Origin of the sequence: Arthrobacter sp. Y81 (genome assembly GCF_002929335.1) — a bacterium.
Classification (GTDB): domain Bacteria; phylum Actinomycetota; class Actinomycetes; order Actinomycetales; family Micrococcaceae; genus Arthrobacter.
In genome coordinates, this window is the sequence record NZ_PJIL01000011.1 from 137,402 (window position 1) to 159,386 (window position 21,985).

Annotated in this window: 14 protein-coding genes and 2 pseudogenes; 8 read left to right on the top strand and 8 right to left on the bottom strand. The window is 66.2% G+C overall.

The window, feature by feature from the left end; translation table 11 throughout:
• Positions 1–343: 343 nt before the first annotated feature.
• Together CXQ91_RS15645 and CXQ91_RS15650 are read right to left on the bottom strand one after the other, a co-directional pair.
• On the bottom strand, positions 344–3,862 hold the full coding sequence (locus CXQ91_RS15645) for a bifunctional proline dehydrogenase/L-glutamate gamma-semialdehyde dehydrogenase (protein WP_181038912.1): 3,519 nt from the start codon (positions 3,860–3,862) through the stop codon (positions 344–346).
• Positions 3,863–4,240: 378 nt separating this feature from the next.
• Positions 4,241–5,704, bottom strand: a complete 1,464-nt coding sequence (locus CXQ91_RS15650; protein ID WP_104174813.1) for an amino acid permease — start codon at positions 5,702–5,704, stop codon at positions 4,241–4,243.
• A 152-nt stretch (positions 5,705–5,856) separates the two neighbouring features.
• Here CXQ91_RS15650 and CXQ91_RS15655 point away from each other — a divergent pair, with 152 nt between their 5' ends.
• The 3 genes from CXQ91_RS15655 (at position 5,857) to CXQ91_RS15665 (ending at position 8,440) form a co-directional block, all read left to right on the top strand.
• Positions 5,857–6,792, top strand: coding sequence for a LysR family transcriptional regulator (locus CXQ91_RS15655; protein WP_104174814.1), 936 nt, complete (start codon positions 5,857–5,859; stop codon positions 6,790–6,792).
• 93 nt (positions 6,793–6,885) lie between these two features.
• Entirely contained in the window at positions 6,886–7,314 is a 429-nt protein-coding gene (gene panD, locus CXQ91_RS15660) for an aspartate 1-decarboxylase (protein WP_181038913.1), read from the top strand.
• Between the two features lie 202 nt (positions 7,315–7,516).
• Entirely contained in the window at positions 7,517–8,440 is a 924-nt protein-coding gene (locus CXQ91_RS15665; RefSeq protein WP_104174815.1) for an AEC family transporter, read from the top strand.
• Here the strand turns inward: CXQ91_RS15665 and CXQ91_RS15670 are convergent.
• The 5 genes from CXQ91_RS15670 to CXQ91_RS15690 all read right to left on the bottom strand — a co-directional run bounded on the left by CXQ91_RS15670 (position 8,437) and on the right by CXQ91_RS15690 (position 17,008).
• Positions 8,437–11,064, bottom strand: a complete 2,628-nt coding sequence (locus CXQ91_RS15670; protein WP_104174816.1) for a trehalase-like domain-containing protein — start codon at positions 11,062–11,064, stop codon at positions 8,437–8,439. The two genes, CXQ91_RS15665 and CXQ91_RS15670, sit on opposite strands and share 4 nt — an antisense overlap.
• A gap of 191 nt (positions 11,065–11,255) precedes the next feature.
• Positions 11,256–12,359 (bottom strand): PP2C family protein-serine/threonine phosphatase, encoded by a 1,104-nt coding sequence (locus CXQ91_RS15675; protein ID WP_104174817.1) that lies wholly within the window; start codon positions 12,357–12,359, stop codon positions 11,256–11,258.
• A gap of 121 nt (positions 12,360–12,480) precedes the next feature.
• Positions 12,481–13,470 (bottom strand): LLM class flavin-dependent oxidoreductase, encoded by a 990-nt coding sequence (locus CXQ91_RS15680; RefSeq protein WP_104174818.1) that lies wholly within the window; start codon positions 13,468–13,470, stop codon positions 12,481–12,483.
• 191 nt (positions 13,471–13,661) lie between these two features.
• Positions 13,662–15,992: a chromosome segregation ATPase gene (locus CXQ91_RS15685; protein WP_104174819.1), complete on the bottom strand. Its 2,331-nt coding sequence runs from the start codon at positions 15,990–15,992 to the stop codon at positions 13,662–13,664.
• A 209-nt stretch (positions 15,993–16,201) separates the two neighbouring features.
• On the bottom strand, positions 16,202–17,008 hold the full coding sequence (locus CXQ91_RS15690; protein ID WP_104174848.1) for a hypothetical protein: 807 nt from the start codon (positions 17,006–17,008) through the stop codon (positions 16,202–16,204).
• A 105-nt stretch (positions 17,009–17,113) separates the two neighbouring features.
• Between CXQ91_RS15690 and CXQ91_RS15695 the strand changes: the two are divergent.
• From CXQ91_RS15695 to CXQ91_RS15705, 3 genes and pseudogenes are all read left to right on the top strand, one after another.
• A pseudogene (locus CXQ91_RS15695) lies at positions 17,114–17,884 on the top strand (transporter substrate-binding domain-containing protein).
• Between the two features lie 54 nt (positions 17,885–17,938).
• A complete protein-coding gene (locus tag CXQ91_RS15700) occupies positions 17,939–18,421 on the top strand; it encodes a helix-turn-helix transcriptional regulator (protein WP_104174820.1) in 483 nt (160 codons plus the stop codon).
• A gap of 10 nt (positions 18,422–18,431) precedes the next feature.
• A complete protein-coding gene (locus CXQ91_RS15705; protein WP_104174821.1) occupies positions 18,432–18,842 on the top strand; it encodes a VOC family protein in 411 nt (136 codons plus the stop codon).
• A gap of 191 nt (positions 18,843–19,033) precedes the next feature.
• Here the strand turns inward: CXQ91_RS15705 and CXQ91_RS15710 are convergent.
• Positions 19,034–19,624, bottom strand: a pseudogene (locus CXQ91_RS15710) (LLM class flavin-dependent oxidoreductase).
• Positions 19,625–20,011: 387 nt separating this feature from the next.
• Between CXQ91_RS15710 and CXQ91_RS25760 the strand changes: the two are divergent.
• Together CXQ91_RS25760 and CXQ91_RS15725 are read left to right on the top strand one after the other, a co-directional pair.
• Complete coding sequence (locus CXQ91_RS25760) at positions 20,012–20,155, top strand: hypothetical protein (RefSeq protein WP_374953666.1); 144 nt, start codon at positions 20,012–20,014, stop codon at positions 20,153–20,155.
• Between the two features lie 9 nt (positions 20,156–20,164).
• Entirely contained in the window at positions 20,165–21,889 is a 1,725-nt protein-coding gene (locus tag CXQ91_RS15725) for a helicase HerA-like domain-containing protein (protein WP_104174823.1), read from the top strand.
• Positions 21,890–21,985 lie beyond the last annotated feature (96 nt).

Here is a 21,985-nt window from a genome sequence, read left to right on the forward strand (position 1 = left end):
ACCGAGTTTGTGGGTAGCCCCTACTGCGAGCGCTGCGGCACGGATGAGTTTATCTACTTGGAGACCTTCGTCCCGGCAAAGTACCGGCACGACGGCACCCTCCGGAAGCCGGGCGAAGTAACGTACTTCTGCACCGGCTGCGAAGATTTTTCGGCACACTCGGTCCCAGCGTCGTGGGTGCCGCCCGGCTGGTATTTGGGCTAGCCGCAACTCCGCGGACGTTCACCTAACCTGACATACACCTAGACAGAAACGAATCGCCGCCGGCAGGCACCCGAAGGTGCCCACCGGCGGCGACTGCTTTTGGCCTGAACCCGTCTGGGTGAGGCTGCCGAACTGCCTCTTAGATCAGGCTGTCCGAGAGGTGGTTGGGCGTTCCGAAGCGGTGCGCGGTGATGCTGACGGCCTGCTCGTGCAGGAACGGCAGGAGCTCCACGCGGCCGGCCTCGGTGACCGGGTGGCCGTAGATGGCCAGGTCCGGGCGCCCGCCGGTGGCTTCGGCCAGCGCCGTCGCGTCGCCGCCCAGGAGCCGGATCCGTCCGCCGGACAGCTTGCCTGCCCCGGCGAGCCTCGCAGCAGAGGCCAGCCACGCGGCGTCGTCCTCCACGGTGACGGGGATATCCAGCGCACCGAGCGCCGCCTGCAACGGTGCAGGAAGTTCGACGGCGGTGGATACCTTCAGCGCCGACCCGGCCAGGACGCCGGCGGCTACTGTCCGCACCAGGGCAGCGACGGGTTCGTTCGCGGAGAGCCGGACGGTCACCGGCAGGGAGCGGTAGCGGAAAATGTTCCGCTCGGCGCTCAGCCCGGAGACATCCTTGGCGGTGCCGAACTCTTCGGCCCAGGCGAGGGCGTCGGAGGCCAGGGCACGCTGCAGGGATTCGAAGGCGAAGCTGTCCAGTGAGCCCTTCGCGGCACCAACCAGGCGGCGAACGCCCGGGTTGGTGACGGCTGCGGATGCTTTGCTCGCTTTGCTTTCCCAGTCACCAAGACCGGCGAGGTAGTTGGGCCCGCCCGCCTTGGTTCCGGCGCCGACGGCGGACTTCTTCCAGCCGCCGAACGGCTGCCGCTGCACGATGGCTCCGGTGATGCCGCGGTTGACGTAGAGGTTGCCCGCCTGGATGGTCTCCAGCCAGAGCCCCACTTCGTCGGTGCTCAGCGAGTGCAGTCCCGCCGTCAGGCCGTACTCCACCTGGTTCTGGATGGCGATGGCGTCTTCCAGGGTGGCCGCCGTCATAACGCCCAGCACCGGACCGAAGAACTCGGTGAGGTGGAAGTAGGATCCGCGGCGCACTCCGTAGCGGACGCCCGGGCTCCAGAGCCGGCCGGTCCCGTCCAGCTGCCGCGGCTCAACGGCCCAGCTTTCGCCTTGGCCCAGGGTGGTGAGGGCGTTCAGGAGCTTGCCGTTGGCGGGTTCGATGATCGGACCCATCTGGCTGGCAGGGTCCTCCGGGTAGCCCACCTTGAGGGAGGTGACGGCGTCAATGAGCTGGTTGTGGAACCGCTTGGAGGTGGCCACGGAGCCCACCAGGATCACCAGCGAGGCGGCGGAGCACTTCTGGCCGGCGTGGCCGAAGGCGGAGTAGGCGACGTCCTTGGCAGCGAGGTCAAGGTCCGCGCTGGGGGTGACGATAATGGCGTTCTTGCCGCTGGTTTCGGCCAGGAGCGGCAGGTCCTTGCGGAAGGAGCGGAACAGCTCGGCGGTCTCGTAGCCTCCGGTCAGGATCACGCGGTCCACGGCGGGGTGCGAGATCAGCTGCTGGCCGAGCTCACGCTCGCCCAGCTGGACCATGGTGAGCACGTCGCGGGGAACGCCGGCTTCCCAGAGCGCTTCGATCATCACGGCACCGCTGCGGCGGGCCTGCTTGGCGGGCTTGATCACGACGGCGGAGCCGGCGGCGAGTGCCGCGAGGGTGGAGCCGGCCGGGATGGCCACCGGGAAGTTCCACGGCGGGGTTACCACCGTGAGCTTCGCGGGCACGAACGTGGCGCCGTCCACGTCGTCGAGCTTGCGCGCGGACTCGGCGTAGTAGTGGGCGAAGTCAACGGCTTCGCTGACCTCCGGGTCGCCCTGGTCGATGGTCTTGCCGGTTTCGCTGGCCATGACCTCAAGCAGGTCGGCGCGGCGGGCCTCCAGGATGTCGCCGGCACGGTGCAGGACGACGGCGCGCTCTGCGCCGCTGAGGGCGCCCCAGGCTTTGCCCTGTTCGACGGCCGTGGCGATCACCGCGTTGAGCGTCTCTGCGTCCGCGATGGTGGCGGCTTCCACGGAGTCGTTGCCAAGCGTGGAGAACGGAACGCGTTCCAGGATTGCGCGGCCCCAGTCGCGGTTGGCCGGCAAGGACGGGTCGGTGTCCGGGGTGTTCTCGAAGGAGTCGCGCGGCATCGGCTCGGCCGCGAGGCTGCGGTTCTGCCGGCGGTTGGCCGGCGGAACCTCGTCGTCGAGCTCTGCCAGCGAGGCGAGGAAGCGCTGCTTCTCGCGTTCGAAGAGCGCTTCGTTTTCGCTGAGCTCGAACACTGCGGACATGAAGTTGTCCTGGCTGGCGCCCTCTTCGAGGCGGCGGATCAGGTAGGCGATGGCGACGTCGAACTCAGCGGGGTGCACCACGGGGGTGTAGAGCAGGAGCGAGCCTACATCCTTCTTGACGGCTTCGGCCTGTCCCTGCGCCATGCCGAGCAGCATCTCGAATTCGATGCCGGATTCGACGCCGCGCTGCTTGGCGAGCAGCCAGGCGAAGGCGATGTCGAAGAGGTTGTGTCCGGCCACGCCGATCCGGACGTTCTTGATCCGGTCCGGGTGCAGCGAGTAGTTGATGACGCGCTTGTAGTTGGTGTCCGAGTCCTGCTTGGTGCCCCAGGTGGCCAGCGGCCAGTCATGCAGGGAAGCCTCGACGTGTTCCATGGGCAGGTTGGCGCCCTTGACGACGCGGACCTTGATCGCGGCGCCGCCGTCGGCGCGGCGGGCGGCGGCCCAGTCCTGCAGTCGGATCATGGCGGACAGGGCGTCCGGGAGGTAGGCCTGGAGCACGATGCCGGCCTCAAGGTTCTTGAACTCCGGTTTGTCCAGGACCCGGGTGAAGACCGCGATGGTCATGTCCAGGTCCTTGTATTCCTCCATGTCCAGGTTGATGAACTTGGCGTTCTGTCCGGCGCCGGCGAAAGAGGCCGCGCGGGCGAAGAGCGGGGTGAGCTTCTCCACGACGTGCTCCACGGCCTCATCGAAGGCCCAGGCGGAGTGCGGGGCGACGGTGGAGGACACCTTGATGGAGACGTAGTCCACGTCCGGGCGGGCCAGCAGCGTGTGGGTGCCTTCGAGCCGGCGGGAGGCCTCGTGTTCGCCGAGGACGGCTTCGCCGAGGAGGTTGACGTTGAGCTTGATGCCGTCCTTGCGGATCTTCGCGATGGCCGGGCCCAGCTTGGCATCGGTGGCGTCGACAATGAGGTGGCCCACCATTTCGCGGAGCACGCGGCGGGCGACCGGGATGACCACCTGCGGCAGGACCGGAGCCATGGTGCCGCCGAGGCGGACGGCGCTGCGCATGTACCAGGGGAGGAACGCCGGGACCTTGGGCGCGAGGGCAGCAAGGTTGCGGGCGGCCACGTGGAGGTCTTCCGGGCGGACCACGCCGTCCACGAAACCAACGGTGAAGTCGAGCCCGTTGGGGTCCTTCAGAACGCCAGCGAGCTGTTCAGCGGAGGCATCCACGGGGACCTTGGCGGCTTCCGTCAACCAGTGGCGCACCAGTCCGATTGCTTCCCCGGCCAGGGCCTGGGCTTCGGGCACGTGGGACGTGGCTGCAACGGCCGGTTCGGTGGCCGTTTTCCCGGTGAAGACGCCGGGCTCCGTTGAAATGTTGGTCATATCTAACACTCGTTCTTTCCGTTGGTGAGGTCGTTCTTTCCATCAGTATGATCCTCCGGTCACTTAAGATAAAGCGACGTTTCCTGAGCAATACAGGTTAGAAAACCCAACGATTAAAAATCCCGTCCGAACGTTCGGAAATCACCCTGGACGCTCTCTCACTTCCTGCAGCTTTCCGGGCGACGCTCTCTCACATTTCGTCGCCTCCCTGGGCAACCCTCTCTCACTTCCTGCAGCTTTCCGCGCGACCCTCTCTCAGTTTTCGCACACAAACGACGAACCCTCTCCCACCGAGGTGAGAGAAGGTTCGTCGATATGGCACCGGATCTGAGAGAGCGTCCGGTTATTTGTGGCAGGAAGTGAGAGAGCGTCGGGCTGCTACCCGACGGGGCGGTGCATCTCCACGGCCTCTTCGTGCCGCGGGCTGTCAGGATTCATCAGCGAGTGCTTGCGGCCGTAGCCGAAGTAGATGATCAGCCCAACCACGAGCCAGACGCCGAAACGCAGCCAGGTTTCCCAGTGCAGCTGGAACATCAGGAACGCCGAAGCCAGCACACCGAAGGCCGGAACCAGCGGCATAAACGGCAGGCGGAAGGTTCGTGGGGCGTCCGGCTTCTTGTAGCGGAACACGATCACCGAGAAACAGACGACGACGAATGCGGCGAGGATGCCGATGTTGGTCAAGTCCGCGATTGCCTTGATCGGGAACACTCCGGCCAGCAGGGCAGACGCAATGCCGGCGATCCAGGTGACGCGCTGAGGGGTGCCGTGGCGGTCCGTCTTGGCAAACCATCCCGGGAGCAGCCCGTCACGGCTCATGGAGAACCAGACGCGGGTGACGCCGAGGAGGAACGTCAGCATCACCGTAAGGATGGACAGGACCGCGAACACGGAAATGATCGTAGCGATGATAGGCAGGCCGACGCCGTTGAAGGCGGAGGCGAAGCCCGCCTTGGGGTCAATGTCCTTGTAGTTCTGCATGCCGGTCAGGACCAGGGTGGCTGCAACGTAGAGCAGCATCGCGATGATGAGGGACAGGATGATCGCCTTCGGCATGTGCTTCTTGCCGTCGGTGGCTTCCTCGGCCGCGGTGCTCATGGCGTCGTAGCCGAACACGGCGAAGAACACGGTGGCGGAGCCGGCCAGCACCGGGCCGAAGCCGCTGGGCATGAACGGGTTGTAATTCTCCGCGTTGATATAGAAAATGCCCAGCCCGATGATGAACAGGATCAGGACCACCTTGATGCCCACGGCGACGAGTTCGAAGCGACCGAAGGTCTTCGTTCCGCGGGACAGGATCCAGGTCACGATCAGGCAGACAACTATGGCCGGAATGTTGACGATGCCGCCGGTGCCTTCGTCCGGCGTCGCAGTCATCCAGACAGGCATGTGGATACCGATGCCGGAGAGGAAAGCGTCGAAGTAGCCGGAAATTCCGATGGCGACCACAGCCACAATGGCAATGTATTCCAGGAGCAGGTCCCAGCCAATAAACCAGCCAATGATTTCACCAAGGGCAACGTAACCATAAGTGTAGGCTGAGCCTGCTCGGGGAATCATTCCCGCAAATTCCGCGTAGGACAGTGCAGCGGCCGCCGAGGCCAGGCCGGCAATAAGGAACGAGATGAGCACCGCGGGCCCCACACCCGGAGTGTCTTCATTGCCCGCCGCCACCAGCCCGGCGAGGGAGAAAATGCCGACGCCGATAATGCCGCCGACGCCGATGGCCGTCAATTGCCACAGGCCGAGCGATTTGAATAGTCCGCTGTGTTTGTTTTCTTCTTCAATGTCGTCAATGGGCTTGCGCCGCATGATCGACTGGGTCGTATCTCTAGTGCTCATGGGGAACTCCTGCTTGGGGTGCGGCCCCATCGCGGTGCCCTGGCGCGGGTCTGTGACGGGGGTAACTCATTCGATCAGTATGCAAGCCCGATTGCATTAGATAAAGTGAATTCTCCTAATTAATATTCATTAGATTTAGCGAAGGAACAGCCATGCTCGACGTCCGGCGGTTGAGGCTGCTCCGTGAACTGAAGATCCGGGGAACCCTGGCCGAAGTGGCGGACGCCCTCCAGTACAGTCCCTCGTCGGTCTCCCAACAGTTGGCACTGCTGGAAAAGGAAGCCGGAGTCCAGCTGCTGCGCAAGACTGGACGCCGGGTCCAGCTGACCCCGCAGGCCGAGGTCCTCGTTGCCCACACCGCCCATCTTCTCGAAACCCTGGAGCAGGCCGAGGCGGACCTGGCGGCCTCGCTGACCACTGTTACAGGCACGGTCCGGATCGCCGTCTTCCAGTCCGCGGCCCTGGCCCTGATGCCGGGCACACTCACGCGGATGGCAGCCAGTTACCCCGAGGTCAGGATCGAAATGGTCCAGCGGGAGCCGGAGACTGCGCTGCACGAAACGTGGGCCCGGGACTTTGACTTGGTCATCGCGGAACAGTATCCCGGCCACGCCGCCCCGCGGTACGCGGAACTGGACCGCGTCCGGCTGACCAGCGATGCCATTCGGCTGGCCATCCCGGGACCGGACAAGGGCCTTGCGCCCATCAGCTCGCTCGAGGACACGGCGGACCTCGCGTGGGTGATGGAGCCGAGGGGCGCGGCGTCCCGGCACTGGGCCGAACAGGCCTGCCGGAGCGCCGGCTTTGAACCCGACGTCCGGTATGAAACTGCCGACCTGCAGGCGCAGATCCGGCTGATCGAGTCCGGCAACGCCGTCGGCCTGATGCCGGACCTGGTCTGGACCGGACGGGGAACGTCAGCGGAACTGCTGCTCCTGCCGGGCAATCCGCACCGGACCGTGTTCACGTCCGTACGGCGGTCCAGCGTCAAGCGGCCCGCCATCCTGGCGGCCCGGGAAGTGCTGGCCATAACCGCCGACTCGATTGCTCCGGCGGGGCCGGTCCCGCCGGAGGCCAAGTCCGCCTGATTCTTGGGCATTATCCGAGGTTGCCCACGGATCAGCAGAGGAGTTGCCTACGTCACAGCGCGGAATTACACCGGGCGTTAGACTGAACACGTTATGAATCGCACAATATTTAAGTCCAAAATCCACCGGGCCACTGTCACGCATGCCGATCTGCACTACGTCGGGTCGGTCACCGTTGACCTGGACCTGCTGGAGGCTGCGGACATTCTCCCGGGAGAGCTCGTAGCGATCGTCGACGTCACCAATGGCGCCCGCTTGGAGACGTACACCATCGCCGGGGAGCGCGGTTCCGGTGTCATCGGCATCAACGGGGCGGCCGCGCACCTGATGCACGAAAATGACATCGTCATCCTGATCACCTATGCCGAGATGACCACGGAAGAGGCCCGGTCCTACACGCCGAAGGTCGTCCACGTGGACAAGGACAACAAGATAGTCCAGATCGGTAACGACCCCGCCGAAGGCCACACCCGCGGCCTCATGCGGCCGCCGTTCGCCCTGAACAACTCCGCCCTGAACTAGGCCCGCAGCCAGCCGGGCCGCCCCGGCAGGGCGCGAATCCGGCAAGGCACCCGGCCGGAACCCAGCCCGTCCGGATACCGAGATCCTGCCCACACTCCGGCTTCAGGCTGATTAAATCTGATTAGGCTGGGATGGTGAACGCTAACCCCTGCCCGCCTGCCCTGTCAGGGACACTGTCAGGGACACTGTCAGGGACGTCCGGGTGCTAGGCGTTCTCGCGGGCTTCTTCGTGGTGTGGTGCATCATCCTGGTCGGCATGTTCGTGGGCCGCCGGAACGTGCTCGGAGAGAACGCCCGTTCCGTGCTCAGCGCACTGACCTTCTTCGTGGCCAGCCCGGCGCTCCTGTTCGAGACGCTCAGCAAGGCCAAGCTCCACGATGTCTTTGCCGCTCCCCTGCTGGTCACCGCCGTCGGCGCGATGGTCACGGCCGCTGTCTTTTTCGTGATCGTCCGTTTCCTGCTGAAACGGACCGTGCCCGAATCGCTGATGTCGTCCATGAGCGCGTCACTGGCGAACTCCGCCAACCTGGGCATCCCCATCGCCGTGTATGTCCTCGGCGACGCCAGCTACGTGGCGCCGCTGCTGATCTTCCAGCTGGCCTTCTTCACACCGCTCTTCCTGATGGCGCTGGATGCCACCACCAGCGCACACCGCACCACGCCCGCCCGCTTCGCACTCATGATCCTCAAGAACCCGATGATCGTGGGCTCCGCGCTGGGCCTAGTGGTGGCGGGAACGGGGTGGCAGGTGCCGGAGCTGGTCATGCAGCCGATCCACCTGATCGGCGGGGCAGCCATCCCGGCCATGCTGATCGCGTTCGGCATGAGCCTTAACGGCTCCCGGCCGCTGCAGGCAGCCGCCGGCCGCCGCCTAGACACCCTCCTGGCCAGCGCCTTCAAGCTCGTGATCCACCCGGCCATCGCCTTCGTTTTCGCCCGGATGCTCGGCATGGAAGGGCATGCCCTGTTCGCCGTCGTGGTGACGTCCGCACTGCCCACCGCTCAGAACGTGTTCGTGGCGGCCAGCCGCTACCGGACGGGCATCACCGTGGCCAAGGACACCGTCCTCATCACCACGGTCGTGGCCGTCCCGGCCATGATCGGCGTGGCCCTGCTCCTGACCTAGTTCTTCTGGTGCTGGTCCAGGAGCCGGGCGCAACGGATGAAGCCGAGGTGCGAGTACGCCTGCGGGTGGTTTCCCAGGTGGGTTTCCGTGCCGGGATCGTACTCCTCGGGCAGCAGGCCGGTGGGACCGAACAGGTTCACCAACTGGTCGAACAGGTCCCACGCCTCCTCGATCCGGCCCACTGCCACGTAGGCCTCAATCAGCCAGGTGGTGCAGATGTGGAAGCCGCCCTCCAGGCCCGGCAGGCCGTCGTCGTACCTGTACCGGAAAACCGTGGGTCCCACCCGAAGCTCCCGTTCCACAGCGGTGACGGTGTCCAGGAACCGCTGGTCGTTCACGTCCAGCAGGCCGGACAGGCCGATGTGCAGCACCGCTGCGTCCAGGTCCGGACTGTCGTAAGCCACCGTGTAGGACGCCGCGCCGTCGTCCCAGCCTTCACGGAGGACTTCCTCGCGGATGGTTGCGGCGGTGGGCGCCCAGGACGGTTCCGGTTCCTTGCCGTGCCGGGCAGCGGTGCGCAGGGCCCGGTCCAGCGTCACCCAGCACATGACCTTGGTGTACACGTGGTGCCGCGGGGCCCGGCGCGCTTCCCAGATCCCGTGATCGGCCTCATGCCAGCGGGCCATCACCGCGGATGCCATCTGGACCATGAGCTCCCAGTGCGAATCCTCCAGCGCGCCCTCGCGTTCGCTCACTGCGGAGATAAGTTCGGCGATTGGGCCGAACACGTCGAGCTGCACCTGGTGGTCCGCTGCGTTGCCGATCCGGACGGGGCGGGACCCCGCGTAGCCGGGCAGGCTTTCGATGATGGCCTCCGTGGACAGCGGCGCTCCCGTGACCGAATACAGCGGGTGCAGCCATTCCGGCCCGGGCGCGTTGTCCAGGATCCGCCCCAGCCAGCGGAGGAACCCGTACGCTTCCGTGGTGGAACCCAGGTCCACCAGGGCGTTGACCGTCATGGAGCCGTCCCGCAGCCAGCAGTAGCGGTAGTCCCAGTTCCGGGTGCCGCCGATTCCTTCCGGCAGTGACGTGGTGGGCGCGGCGAGCACGGCACCGGTGGGTTCGTGAACCAGCGCGCGGAGCACCAGCGCCGAGCGGCGCACCAGCGATGGTTTGACGCCCGGCAGCGCCAGGTCCTGGACCCACCGCCGGGAGTGATGGGCGACGGCGGCACGGCGCTCCGTTTCGCCGCTCACCTGGGCGTGGCTCGGATCGGTGTCACCGCAGCGGAGGTTGAGCACCACGGGCCCGTTCTGCAGGTTGACGTCAGCGGTGGCAGTGGCATGGCGGCCGTCCGAGGTGATGGAAAAACTGACGCCGGGAGCCAGCAGGATGATGGGATCGGAGGTGCCCACCACGTGTAGTTCCTCGCCCCGGGCCTCCATGCTGAACGGCGCGTTGGCGTAGTCGGGCCGGGGAGCGAAGACGATCCTTGCCGCGCCGCTTCCTGACAGCACCCGGACCAGGCTGGTGATCCCGTCCGGGGCCGGTTCGAGGTAGTCGGTCACCGTGACGTCTGCCCAGCGGGTCTCCACGATCATGGTGCTGTCCACGTAGCGCTGACCCAGAACCTGGGACGCCTTGACGGGTTCCACCGAGAAGTGGCCGGCGGCGTCGCCGCCCAGGATATGCGCGAACAGGGACCCGGAGTCCGGCAGCGGGTGGCTCATCCAGCAGACCTTGGCTTCAGGGGTGATCAGGGCCGTGGACGAGCCGTTGCCGATCATGGAGTGGCGCTCCAGGCCGACGGCGTCCTCCCCGAAGAGCCACGCCCGCCGCAGTTCAAACAGGATGGCCAGGACCCGGGCAAAGGATTCAGGATCCCGCAGCCGGTGGGCCGCGGCAGTTGGCCCCTCCCCCACCTTGATGCCCATGTCCGGGCCGCGGAGGGTGGCCATGGCAAGTTCGTCGCTGGAGGCATCACCGGCGTACAGGGCGGCGCTCACTCCCAGGCGGGCACGGAGATGCTCCAGGGCGTCGGCCTTGGACGGTTCCACCACGGAGAGGTCCAGCACGGAACCGTCAACAATGTAGAACAGGCCGTGGGCGCGGGCGACTGCCTCGGCTTTTTCCAGGACCTTGGCGACGATCGCGGGCGAGGCCGGCCGCGTGTGCACGGACACCGCCACCGGCTTCCGTTCGATGCTGATCCCCTTGTAGGCGCCGATGGTTTCAACCAGGGCCTGGCTCGCCTGCTGCAGGACGGATTCGGTGGCCAGCGAGAGCCCGTGGGCGAAGCCCATGTCGAATTCCGCCCCGTGCGAACCCACCAGGTGCACTTCGGCCGGGAGCCGGGACACGGCCGCCAGGTCCCGCAGCGACCTGCCGGAGATGACGGCGGCGTGGGTATTGGGCAGGGCGGCCAGGGCCCGGAGGGCGATCGCGGCGCTGCCCAGCGGCAGGGTCTCGGTGGAGATGCCTTCCGCATCACAGAGGGTGCCGCCGTAATTGCAGGCCACCAGCAGCCCGGGCGTCCGGGCAAGGATCTTGAGTTCAGCGAGCAGGTTCGGTGTGAGGCCGTCATCGGCGGCATCCGACTGCACAAAGGCGCGGAGCAGGCCGAGCGGCAGGGACCGAGTCAGGAGGGCGGAATCGGCCACGGTCTGGTTGAGCGGAGTAGGCACAGGCGACGTCCTTCGGATAATCCCCAATGATGCGTGAGAAAGTCCGGCGAGGGACATACCCCCAAGTTTCCTGTGCCGTCGTTACACCAGAATATCCCTGTCATTGCGGGAATGTAACGTGTGCGCGCCCTCCCTTTGCGGCAGATGGCTTTGAGGCAGAGGGCTTTGCGGCAGATGGCGGCTCCGGGCAGCTACCGCCGCGCCCGCTTCAGCACAACCACGGTGGCGTCGTCGGAAACGTCCCGGCCCGAGGCCAGCTCCAGGACGGCGTCGCAGGCGGCCTGCGCGCTGGCGCTGGCGCTGACAGTGCCCGCCACCACGGCGGTCAGGACCTCGACGTCAGGGTAGACATCGAGCAGGCCGTCGCTGACCACTGCCAGCGAGTCACCGGGCTCCAGCGAAACCTGGTGCGCGTCCCACTCCTGGCCCGGCCAGGCTCCGACGGGCGGTCCGCCGGTGAGCAGTCGCGAAGAACTGCCGTCCGCCTTGATGTGCAGCGCCAGTCCGTGGCCGGCGTCCACATAGTTCAGGATGCCGGTGGAAGCGGTGAGCCGGGCGTGGAAGAGGGTGACGAAGGACGCGGACTGCTCCAGGTCGGCTTCGAGAATCCGCCCGGCGGACCTGAAGGCCTCGCCCAGCGGCGACCTGTGGGCAACCGAACGCATGACGGCGCGGACGGTGGCCGCGATCAGCGCGGCCCCCATGCCCTTGCCCATGGCGTCCGCCAGCGTCAGCTGCAGGCCGCCGTCGTTCGGGTACCAGTCGAAGAAGTCGCCGCCGACGTTGCGGGACGGCCGGAACGACCCGGCGATGTCGAACCCGTCGAGGGACAGCCCCTCCGCCGGCAGCAGGCTGCGCTGGACCTCGACGGCGCGGCGCAGTTCGTCCTGGACTGCGGCTTCGTGGACGGCGCTGGCGCGCGGCCGGCGGAACAGGGCGGTGATCCTGGACCCGAGCTCGCGGGGGCTGAAGGGCTTGGTGAGGTAGTCGTCCGCGCCGGTGTCGAGCCCGGTCAGGCGGTCCAGTTCCTCGCCGCGGGCGGTGATCATCAGGATGTAGGCGTCGGAAAAGCGGCGCAGTTCGCGGCAGACCTCAACGCCGTCGATGTCGGGCAGGTTCAGGTCCAGTGTCACCAGTTCGGCGCCGTCGCGCCGCATCAGTTCAATGCCGGCCCGCCCCGTTGAGGCGGAGGAAACCTGGAAACCCTGTTTGGTCAGGATGTGGACCAGCAGGCCGCGGATGTCTTCATCGTCCTCAATGACCAGGGCACGGCGTACGTCCGGCTCAACAGTCATGCACTTATTAGACTCCGTGCGGCTGTTATTGTCACATCCGTATCTTCCGTGACGTTCTGCCACACGGGCCCTGTGCCGCGGCTACGCCGACGGCGGACATCCGCGGCCGGGGAGGCGGCGCCTAGACCCGGGCCATCCCGGCTGCCGCGGCGAGCAGTTCGACAGAGCGCAGGCGGGCCTCTGTTCCGTTGCTCTGGTGGGCCACGATCAGCTCGTCGGCGTCAGCATGGGCCGTGAACTCGTCGAGGTAGTCCATCACCACATCCGGAGTGCCGATGGCCGAGTACTTCATCATCTGCGCCACGTGCTGGCCCTGCGGCGAATCGAGGATCATGTCCGCCTCATCGTCGGTAAACACCCTGCCGTTGCCGAAGAACAGGGACACGCGGGCGCGCTTGGTGGCCTGGAACATCTCCTGCGCCTCGGCGGCTGAATCGGCCGCAATCACATTCACGCCGGCAATCACATGCGGAGCGTCCAGCTGGGCCGAGGGCTTGAATTCGCGGCGATAGGCGGCCACGGCATCCTGCAGGGCATTGGGTGCGAAGTGCGAGGCGAAGGCGTACGGCAACCCGAGCTGCGCTGCCAGCCGGGCCCCGAAAAGCGAGGACCCCAGGATGAAGAGCGGCACGTTGGTGCCCTTGCCCGGCGTGGCCTCCACACCCTGGATGCGGGTGGGGCCGGTCAGGTAGCCCTGCAGTTCCAGGACATCCTGCGGGAAGCTGTCCGCCGACATCGGGTCGCGGCGGAGGGCTCGCATGGTGTTCTGGTCACTGCCCGGCGCACGGCCCAGGCCGAGGTCGATGCGTCCGGGATGCAGCGTCTCCAGCGTGCCGAACTGCTCGGCGATGGTCAGCGGTGAGTGGTTGGGCAGCATCACGCCGCCGGCGCCCAGCCTAATGCTGCTGGTGTTGGCCGCGATGTGGGCGATCAGCACGCTCGTGGCCGAGGAGGCGATGGAGGACATGTTGTGGTGCTCCGCGTACCAGACCCGGCGGTAGCCCAGTTCCTCGGCCCGCTGTGCCATGGCCACGCTGCCGGCGAAGCTCTCGGCTGCTGTTTGACCCTTCGCGATGGTGGCCAGGTCAAGGATGGAAAGCGGAACAGTCACGGAGGAGCCGGCCTTTCGTAGCGGAGCTGTGGCGGTCCGTTCCGGTAGCGGAACAGGCACACTGGCGACAACGACGGCGGCGGCCGGGTTATTTCTGGATGTCGCCGTGGCGCCGGACACGCAGGGAGGGGCCGCCGTGTCCGGCGACCCCTCCCTGCGTTTTAGCTCACCTGTGCTAGTTTCCTACTGCGCTAGGCCACGCAGCCCCCGAGGGCGATCTGGCCGTCGATGGCAGCGATCTGGCCCTGTACGCTACCCAGCTGAGCCTGGAGGGACTTGACGTTCGCCTTCTGCACGTCGATGGCGTCCTTGTTGGTCTTCTTTTGCGCCGTCAGAATGTTGAGCTGGCCCTGGGCGGACGTGACCTGCTGGTCCAGTGCCGTCAGCTGTAGTTGTAGTGCCTTGAGTTGAGCCTCCGTAGCGCTGATCTCGCCGTTGAGCCTATTCAGCTGGTCCAGCAGCGGAGCCACCTGGGTCTGCAGACGCAGAACGTCAGCTTCCTTGCCTGCGATCTGCGTGTTGAGGACGGCTAGCTGAGCGACCAGGGTGTCCAGCTCCCCGTTCAAGTTCGCGATCTCACCCTGCTTGGTGGAAACCGATGCGTTGGCGCTGTCCACGGCGGATTGCAAGGCCGGCAGCTCGTTTTGCAGCCCGCTGACCTCTGCGTTTTTGGCCTCGACGGCCGCATTTGCGGCTGCAAGGGCGTCGTTTGCTTCGGCCAGCTTGGTCTGGAGCCCGCTGAGAACGTTCTTCTGTTCCGCGACTGCGGCCTGGGCCTCGGCCACGCCCTGGGTCAGTCCCGGAAGTGCAGCCTCAAGGTCCGCCACTACCTGTTGCTGCGTGGAGACGTTAGCCGCGGCCGTGGCTGCGGCACCTTGGAGCGCGGGCAGCTGACCCTGCAGAAGGGTGAGCTCTCCCTGCTTGGCAGTGACGCTGGCGTTGGCATCACTAACCGCGGCCCGGAGCGCCGGAACCTGGCCGTTGAGCGTCGCGATCTCGCCTTCCTTCGTGGCGACGGCGGCGTTGGCTGTGGTCAGGGCGGTTTGTAGCGGTGCAGCCCGCTGCTGCAGGGCGCTGCTTTCCTGCTGCTTGGCCAGGAGCTGGGCGTTGAGGGTGTTGACCGAATTCTGCAAAGTCGTCAGATCACCTTGGTACCCGGAAATCTGGGCATTCTTTGTGGTGATCTGGCCGTTCACGGTGGTCAACTCGGCCTGTTTGAGGGCGCGCGCATCCTGGAGATTCCGCTTCTTAATTGAGTTGCCGTTGATTGCATCGATTTGAGCCGTCAGGTTGGCGATCTCGGCCTCCAGCGAGGCCTTGGTGGTCTGCAGCGCCGCGAGCTGGGACTGTGCTGCGGTCAGCTCAGCCTGCTTGGACGTGACGGCGGCGGTTGCGGCGGTCAGCTGTCCCTCCAGGGCGGTGATCTCCGCGCTGGCGGCGGCAATCTGGTTGGTATTGGCTGCGAGAGCCGACGCCGCGGCCGCCGCATTGGCCTGCAGCGCGGTCAGCTCCGTCTGGGCCTGAGTGATCGCAGCATTTCTAGCGGCCAGGGCATCCGCCGCTTGGCTGGCGGCACTTTGCAGCGCCGCGAGTTCGCCCTGCGCCGTTCCGATCCCTGCGTTCTTGGCGGCCACAGCGTCCGCTGCAGATTGGGCAGTGGACTGCAGGGTAACGAGTGCGGCTCTTGCTTCAGCGACTTTCACCTGCTGGGCTTCCAGTTCGGCCTGGGCAGCATCCCCTACACCTTCGAGCCGCTGGAGTTCGGTCCCGGCATCAGCGACCGCCGTTGCCGCCGTAGTAGCGGCTGCCGCTGCGTCGTCCGCGATCGCCGTGAGGTTTGTCAGGTCGCCCTGAGCCTCCACGATTTCGGCGTTCTTGCCGGCCAGCGCGTCAGCGGCGGCGTCAGCTGCCGCCTGGAGCCCCGAGAGGTCGCCTTCGGCCGCGCTGATCTCACTCTTTTTCGCTGCCTCCTGGGCTTCGACGGCAGCTTTCTGCTGCTTGAGCAGCGCAGCCGCTGCCTGGGCCACGCCAAGCTCCTCCTGCAGCGGCGTGAGTTGAGCTTCGGTGGTGGCTATCTCCGCCTTGAGTCCGGCCAGAGCCTTCTCGGTATCCGCGACCGACTGGGCCGCGTTAGTCTGGGCGACCAAGAGTCCGGCCAGCTCGGTTTCCGCCGAGCCTGCGTCCGTCACCAGCTGCTTTTCCTCTGCCTCAAGGTCCGCAATAGCTTTGTCTGCCGCGGCGATCTCCGCAGTCAGTCCGTCCGCCTTTGCCTGCAGCCCGGCGCGTTCGGCCTGCAGGGAGGCGATGAGAACGGCATTCTTGCGCGCCGCCGCCTTGAGCAGGTTCTCCTGCACGGTGCCGCGGTGGGCAAGCTGATTCACCACTCCGTTACAGATGCCTGCTGTATCGGTTGCCGCTTGGGAGGCCGGGGCCAGCACCAGCATGCTGGTCAGGACGCCGGGGAGCACGACGGCGGCAGCGAGCCGGCGGGCGACGACGGATGTGGTGGACGCTTGCTGCATGGGGACCCCCGGGGGTGCGAGACGGGATTTACGGCCATCATTGGCCGCAAATGTAGTCCCGATGCTAGGGGCGTCCGCCCGGGAAGACACCAGTAGATTCCACTCGACTTTGGCTGTCTTCGTACCTATTTCGTGTACGCAGTACTCGTTTCTAACTGAAGTTAGCTAGAGGCTGATCGGTGCACTTCTGTCACACGATTCACGCGCGGCTACTTGCAGGCGTAGTTGTAGTCGAGGCCACTGGAGACATACTGCGTCAGCGCCACGCGGCTGCCCGGGGTGAGCCCTGACAGGGAACAGTTCGACTTGGCGCCGTTCAAGGTGCGGGCGCCGGCAAGCCAGCTGGGAAGCCCCGCCAGGTTGCTCGTCGAGGGAACGGTGCCGGCGATCTGACCCCACTGGTAGCCGGTGGAATAGATTCCGACGTCGGCGCCGATGCTTTCGAAGTAGGCGGTCATGCCCTCCAGGTCAGCCCGGTTGGCTTCCTTGTCCGGCTGCCAGCTGTTTTCGGTCTCCACGTCCAGCCACCAGAAGTAGTCCTCCGGGTCGTCCACCCCACGCAGCACGGCGTCGTCGTACGCTTTGGCATAGCCGTACATGTAGGCGCAGGCCTTGTCATTGTTGCCCTCGCACTTCCCGTACGGGTTGTCCACTACGGTGCCCGAGTAGAAGTTGGACGAGGGCCACCAGGAACCGGCCAGCCCCGGATTGGCGGTGTTCGCGTACAAGGCGACCCGCGGCTGGGAGGTCGCCTGCGGATATTTGATAGTCAAGGCCGCCCAGTCCAGCTGCGCCTCGAGGCACGGATTCGTGGTGTTCGCGAGTCCGTTGTTGACGCCGACAATGGCGAAGGCGAGTCCGGAGGGAAGGGTCTTGCCGCACTGCGGCCACGAGACGTCAATGCCCACCGGATCGGCAGGCCGCGGCGGCGCCGCCGTCGCAGGTGCTCCGCCAAGCACCGCGAGGGCAACGGCGGTGGCAACGGACAGAACCATCTTCAGCATTGATGCGGCCATACCAAAGTCTACTGCGGAGGCCTCCGGCAGGCCGGACCATTCACCGCGCGGCACCAACCATGTTGCTGGCACAAGCACCCAATCCGATAATTCCAAGTGGAAACCATGGCCCGTTTTTCACTCGAGCCCGGCGTCACCGCGGCGCTGGCCGCCACCACCTTGCTGGGCCTGGCGGCGTGCTCCGACCCCGGCGCAGCAGCGGCGCTGGTGCCGGAATCCATCAAGAAGGACGGCAAACTGACAGTGGCCGTCAGCCCGTTCGCTGCCCCGCTGGCCGTCTACGCCACGGACAACAAAACTCCGGTGGGCAACGAAGTGGATATCGCCGTCGCACTGGCCCAGACGCTGGGCCTCGAAGCGGACATCTTTCCCACCGCCTTGGGCCGACTGGCCCCTCGGTGTGGAGTCCGGGAAGTACGAGGCCGTGCTGTCCAACCAAGGTGGAATCGGCACCGGATGTTGCAGGCAAGCGCGTGATTGTTGGGTCCGGGACCAACCAGGAATCCATCCTGCTGCGCTGGGATGAGGAGAATAAGAAGAACGGCCTGGCGCCCAGTATTACGACGACTCCGCCTCCTCGCTCGCCCTGCAGTCCGGACGGGCGGACCTGACGTTCGGGCCGAATGCCACGGCGGCGTTCAAGGCCGCCTCCGATGCGAAGACCAAGCTGGTGGGGCTGGTGGACGGAGGCTGGCCGCTGAAGGCGGGCATCGGCGCCACCACCAAGAAGGGCAACGGCGTCGCGGCCGCAGCCCAGGCAGGGCTCAACCACCTGATCGAAGATGGCAGCTACGCCAAGATCCTTGACCGCTGGGCCTCACTGCGGAGGCGGTCCAGAAGTCCGAGCTGAACCCCGCGGGCCTGCCCAAAAAGTAGGCAGTCGTTCGGACCACCGTGGAAAACGCCGGGACCGCGGCGTACGCTCATGACATGAACCCACAAGAGCTCGCCAACCTGGCGCACCTGCGCCGGGCGCGGGACCTGATCGACAGGGACTTCGCCCATGCCCTGGACGTCCCCACCATGGCCCGCAAGGCCCTGATGTCGCCGGCGCACTTTTCGCGGCAGTTCCGGGCCGCCTACGGTGAGACCCCGTACAGCTACCTGATGACCCGCCGGATCGAACGGGCCATGGCACTGCTCCGCGGCGGCATGAACGTGACCGATGCCTGCATGGCCGTGGGCTGTACGTCGTTGGGTTCCTTCAGCTCACGCTTCACCGAAATCGTGGGAGAACCGCCCAGCGCGTACCGGTCCCGCGAGCACAGCGCGGTGGAGGCCATGCCCGCCTGCGTGGCGAAGATCCGGACGCGCCCCACCCGGCACAGCGCCGCGAGCGGGGCGGACGCCGGGACCGGGGATGGTGCCCAAGCGAGCAGGATTCGAGAAGCGATACTCATGCCCGCCGAATAGCGTTATTGGCATGAACATTTCACTCCAGTACTGCAACATCACAGTCAACGACACCGAAAAAGCCCTCACCTTCTACCGCGACGCCCTGGGCCTCGAGGTGCGCAACGACGTCGCCTCCGGAGGATTCCACTGGGTGACGCTCGGCAGCGCCGCCCAGCCGGATCTCGAGATCGTGCTCTCCGAACCGCATGCTGGCCGTTCGCAGGAGGACGGGGACATGATGCAGGAGCTCCTCACCAAGGGCGTCCTGCCGATGCTCGTTTTCCGCACCGACGATCTGGACGCAACGTTCGAGAAAGTCCGGGCGTCCGGCGCCGAGGTAATGCAGGAGCCCATCGACCAGTCCTGGGGTCCGCGCGACTGCGCCTTCCGGGACCCCTCCGGCAACATGGTCCGGATCTCGCAGACGCCGACGACGTAACTCTCCACCACACGAATCCCCGCCGGATACTCCGGCGGGGATTCTGCTGCGCCCAAGCATGGCCCGGTGGGTGATCGTGGTTCCTCGAGAGATACTGCTGCCAGATGGTCAGCTGCAGCTTCACGGTATCCGCGGCTGATTCCCTGTCAGCGTCTCCCCCTTCCGTGCCGGACACCTCGTCACCCATCGGTTTAGACCCTCGCTTCCGGAGTCGCCAGTCCCAGGTTCTCGCGCAGCGTGCTCCCGGCATATTCCGCGGGGTAGACGCCGCGTTCCTGCAGCGCCGGCACCAGGTGGTTGACGGTGTCGTCCAGGCCGGTGGGGATGAGCCAAGGCGAGATGTTGAAGCCGTCCGCGGCGCCGGTGCGGGCGTACTCCACCAGCCGGTCGGCCACCTGGGAATAGGATCCGTTGAAGGTGGCGTCCACGCGGCATGATGTTCCACGCCGCGCGGCCGCCGGAAAGCAGGTCCAGCGAGGACAGCCTGTGCGCCAGGTCCGCGGGATCGTTGTACGTGGTGTTCTGGGTGGCGACGAGTCCGATGTTCGACGTCACCGATGCCAGGGCGGCGAGCATGGTCTGGGCGTCCGGGCGCCCCGCAACGTCCAGTTCGTGCGGGCGGCCGATGTGCTCGCGGAGCCGGGGCCTTTCGCCCAGGAAGAAGGCGGCGAACAGGCCCGCTCCGCCGTCTGGGCGATGCGGCGGAACGATTCGAAGTCCGTCTGGGAACCGGATTCGGCGGCCTTCCAGATGGTTCCCGAGTTGACGCCCTGGAAGAAGATGCCGAACTGGAGCTGGCCGCTCGGCTGGTATTTAGCACGGGTGTGGTTTTTCCCTCAATTTCCGACGGCGGGTGCGGTGTAGCGGCTGGCGGGCCTTTCCAGGCCCAGCAGGTCCCGCAAGGTGCCGTCCAGGGGCACCGGGGCCAGGAAGCGGGGACGGTAAACGCCGTGACAGCGAACGCGGTGAAGTTGAAGCGGCGGCTGTCCCGGCCGCCTCGGGAAAGGCTCAATCATGGAACGACTAACCGCTCCGCCGGCCCGTGTGCAGGAGTCGGCACTGGCTGTGCTCAACCTGCCCATGCATGATGCGCGGGTCCGGCCGCTGCTGGACGAGCTCGCCCGGGAGTACGACGCCCGGTACTGGCGGCCCGAGGCGGTTACAGCCGGGTGTACCGGACCACCGGCCCGCGGCAGCCCGAGGCGAAATACCTCTACCTGAACTCCGGCTACGAGCCGCAGCTCGACCTGGCCGCAGACCCCGAAACCATCAAATTCCTGGCTTTCACGAAAGATCTGGAGCCGCGCGGCTAAGCTATCGGCATGGCCATGAAATCCACTGCAGATAAAGTCGCCACCATCCAAAAGGGATACGCCCTGGAAGGCGCCACCATCGAGCTGGGAGCCGCAATCGTCGACGGCGAACTCCACAAGGATGCCCCCGTCCGGCTGCCGCTGGCCATGATGAACAGGCACGGGCTGGTGGCCGGTGCAACAGGAACGGGGAAGACCGTTACGCTCCACATGATGGCGGAGCAGCTGTCCACTGCCGGGGTTCCGGTGTTCCTGGCCGACATCAAGGGAGACCTGTCCGGGCTGGCCACCGCGGCCACGGGCAGCGAGAAACTCAAAGCGCGCACGGATAGCATCGGCCAGGCCTGGGCGGGCAAGACTTTCCCGGTGGAATTCCTGGCCCTCGGCGGGGACGGCAACGGCATCCCCGTCCGTGCCACCATCACGTCCTTCGGCCCCATCCTGCTCTCGCGCGTCATGGAACTCAACGACACCCAGGAATCCAGCCTGCAGCTGGTCTTCCACTTTGCGGACAAGAACAACCTGGAACTGATCGACCTCAAGGACCTCCGGGCCGTGATCCAGTTCCTCACCTCGGACGAGGGCAAGGAGGAGCTCGAGGACCTGGGCGGCCTCTCCAAGGCGACGGCCGGCGTCATTCTCCGTGAGCTGGTGACTCTTGAGGCGCAGGGCATGGAGGCCTTCTTCGGTGAGCCCGAATTCGATACCGCCGAACTGCTTCGCACGGCTCCCGACGGCCGTGGCGTCATCACCTGCCTGGAACTGCCCACGCTGCAGACCAAGCCGATGGTGTTCTCCACCTTCCTGATGTGGCTGCTCGCTGACCTCTTCGAGGACCTGCCCGAAGCGGGTGACCTGGACAAACCGAAGCTGGTCTTCTTCCTCGACGAGGCGCACCTGCTGTTCAACGATGCGTCCAAGGCGTTCCTGGAGGCCATCACCACCACTGTCCGGCTCATCCGGTCCAAGGGCGTGGGGATTTTCTTCGTCACCCAGACGCCGAAGGATGTTCCGGCCGATGTCCTGGGCCAGCTGGCCAATCGCATCCAGCACGCGTTGAGGGCCTTCACTCCGGAGGACGCCAAGGCCCTGAAAGCCACCGTGTCCACGTTCCCGGTGAGCGACTACGACCTCGAAGAGACACTCACGTCGGCTGGCATCGGCGAAGCCGTCATCACGGTGATGAACGAGAAGGGCGCGCCCACGCCGGTTGCGTTGACCCGGCTGCGGGCACCGGAATCAGTGATGGGTCCCAGCACCGATGAGCTGGTCAAGAGCACCGCGGCCGGTTCCGCACTGCTCCCCAAATACGGCACGGCGGTGGACACCATCTCCGCGTACGAGAAAATCTCCGGAAAGTCCGCCGCCAGCACCGGAGCTGCAGCACCCGGCCAGCCGCCCACACCATCCACGGGCGTCTTCGTGCCCAACAGCCCCGTTCCCGGAACCATGGACCAGGCCGCCGTTGACGCCGACGCCCGCCGCATCGAGGAAGAAATCCTGGGGCGGCCCAGCAGCAGGCCGGCTCCGGCGCCGGATCGGGCCCGGCGTGCGGAGCGCACAGCGCCGCCGGCCCCCAAGGAATCAGGCGGAGGAATGGTGGGTGACCTCGCCGGAGCCTTGGGCGGCGCGCTCGGCGGTGGCCTCAAAAGCATGGCCCGCTCGCTCGGAACCCAACTGGGCCGGGAGCTGTTGCGGGGCGTTTTCGGCACCTCCTCCAGGCGCCGCCGTTAAGGGCGGCAAGCCGCCGTCGTACTGTCCGGCAGCAGCCGTGCGGTGTCACAAGGGACGGCCTCCACACCTGCTTTCAGGCGCCTTGCAGGTAACGTA

Bases quoted from the DNA above. Each gene is read 5' to 3' on its own strand.
- CXQ91_RS15655 (WP_104174814.1), top strand. From the start codon at position 5,857: ATGCTCGACGTCCGGCGGTTGAGGCTGCTCCGTGAACTGAAGATCCGG.
- panD (WP_181038913.1), top strand. From the start codon at position 6,886: ATGAATCGCACAATATTTAAGTCCAAAATCCACCGGGCCACTGTCACG.
- CXQ91_RS15675 (WP_104174817.1), bottom strand. From the start codon at position 12,359: ATGACTGTTGAGCCGGACGTACGCCGTGCCCTGGTCATTGAGGACGAT.
- CXQ91_RS15705 (WP_104174821.1), top strand. From the start codon at position 18,432: ATGAACATTTCACTCCAGTACTGCAACATCACAGTCAACGACACCGAA.
- CXQ91_RS15690 (WP_104174848.1), bottom strand. From the start codon at position 17,008: ATGGCCGCATCAATGCTGAAGATGGTTCTGTCCGTTGCCACCGCCGTT.
- CXQ91_RS15725 (WP_104174823.1), top strand. From the start codon at position 20,165: ATGGCCATGAAATCCACTGCAGATAAAGTCGCCACCATCCAAAAGGGA.
- CXQ91_RS15685 (WP_104174819.1), bottom strand. From the start codon at position 15,992: ATGCAGCAAGCGTCCACCACATCCGTCGTCGCCCGCCGGCTCGCTGCC.
- CXQ91_RS15650 (WP_104174813.1), bottom strand. From the start codon at position 5,704: ATGAGCACTAGAGATACGACCCAGTCGATCATGCGGCGCAAGCCCATT.
- CXQ91_RS15700 (WP_104174820.1), top strand. From the start codon at position 17,939: ATGAACCCACAAGAGCTCGCCAACCTGGCGCACCTGCGCCGGGCGCGG.
- CXQ91_RS15645 (WP_181038912.1), bottom strand. From the start codon at position 3,862: ATGACCAACATTTCAACGGAGCCCGGCGTCTTCACCGGGAAAACGGCC.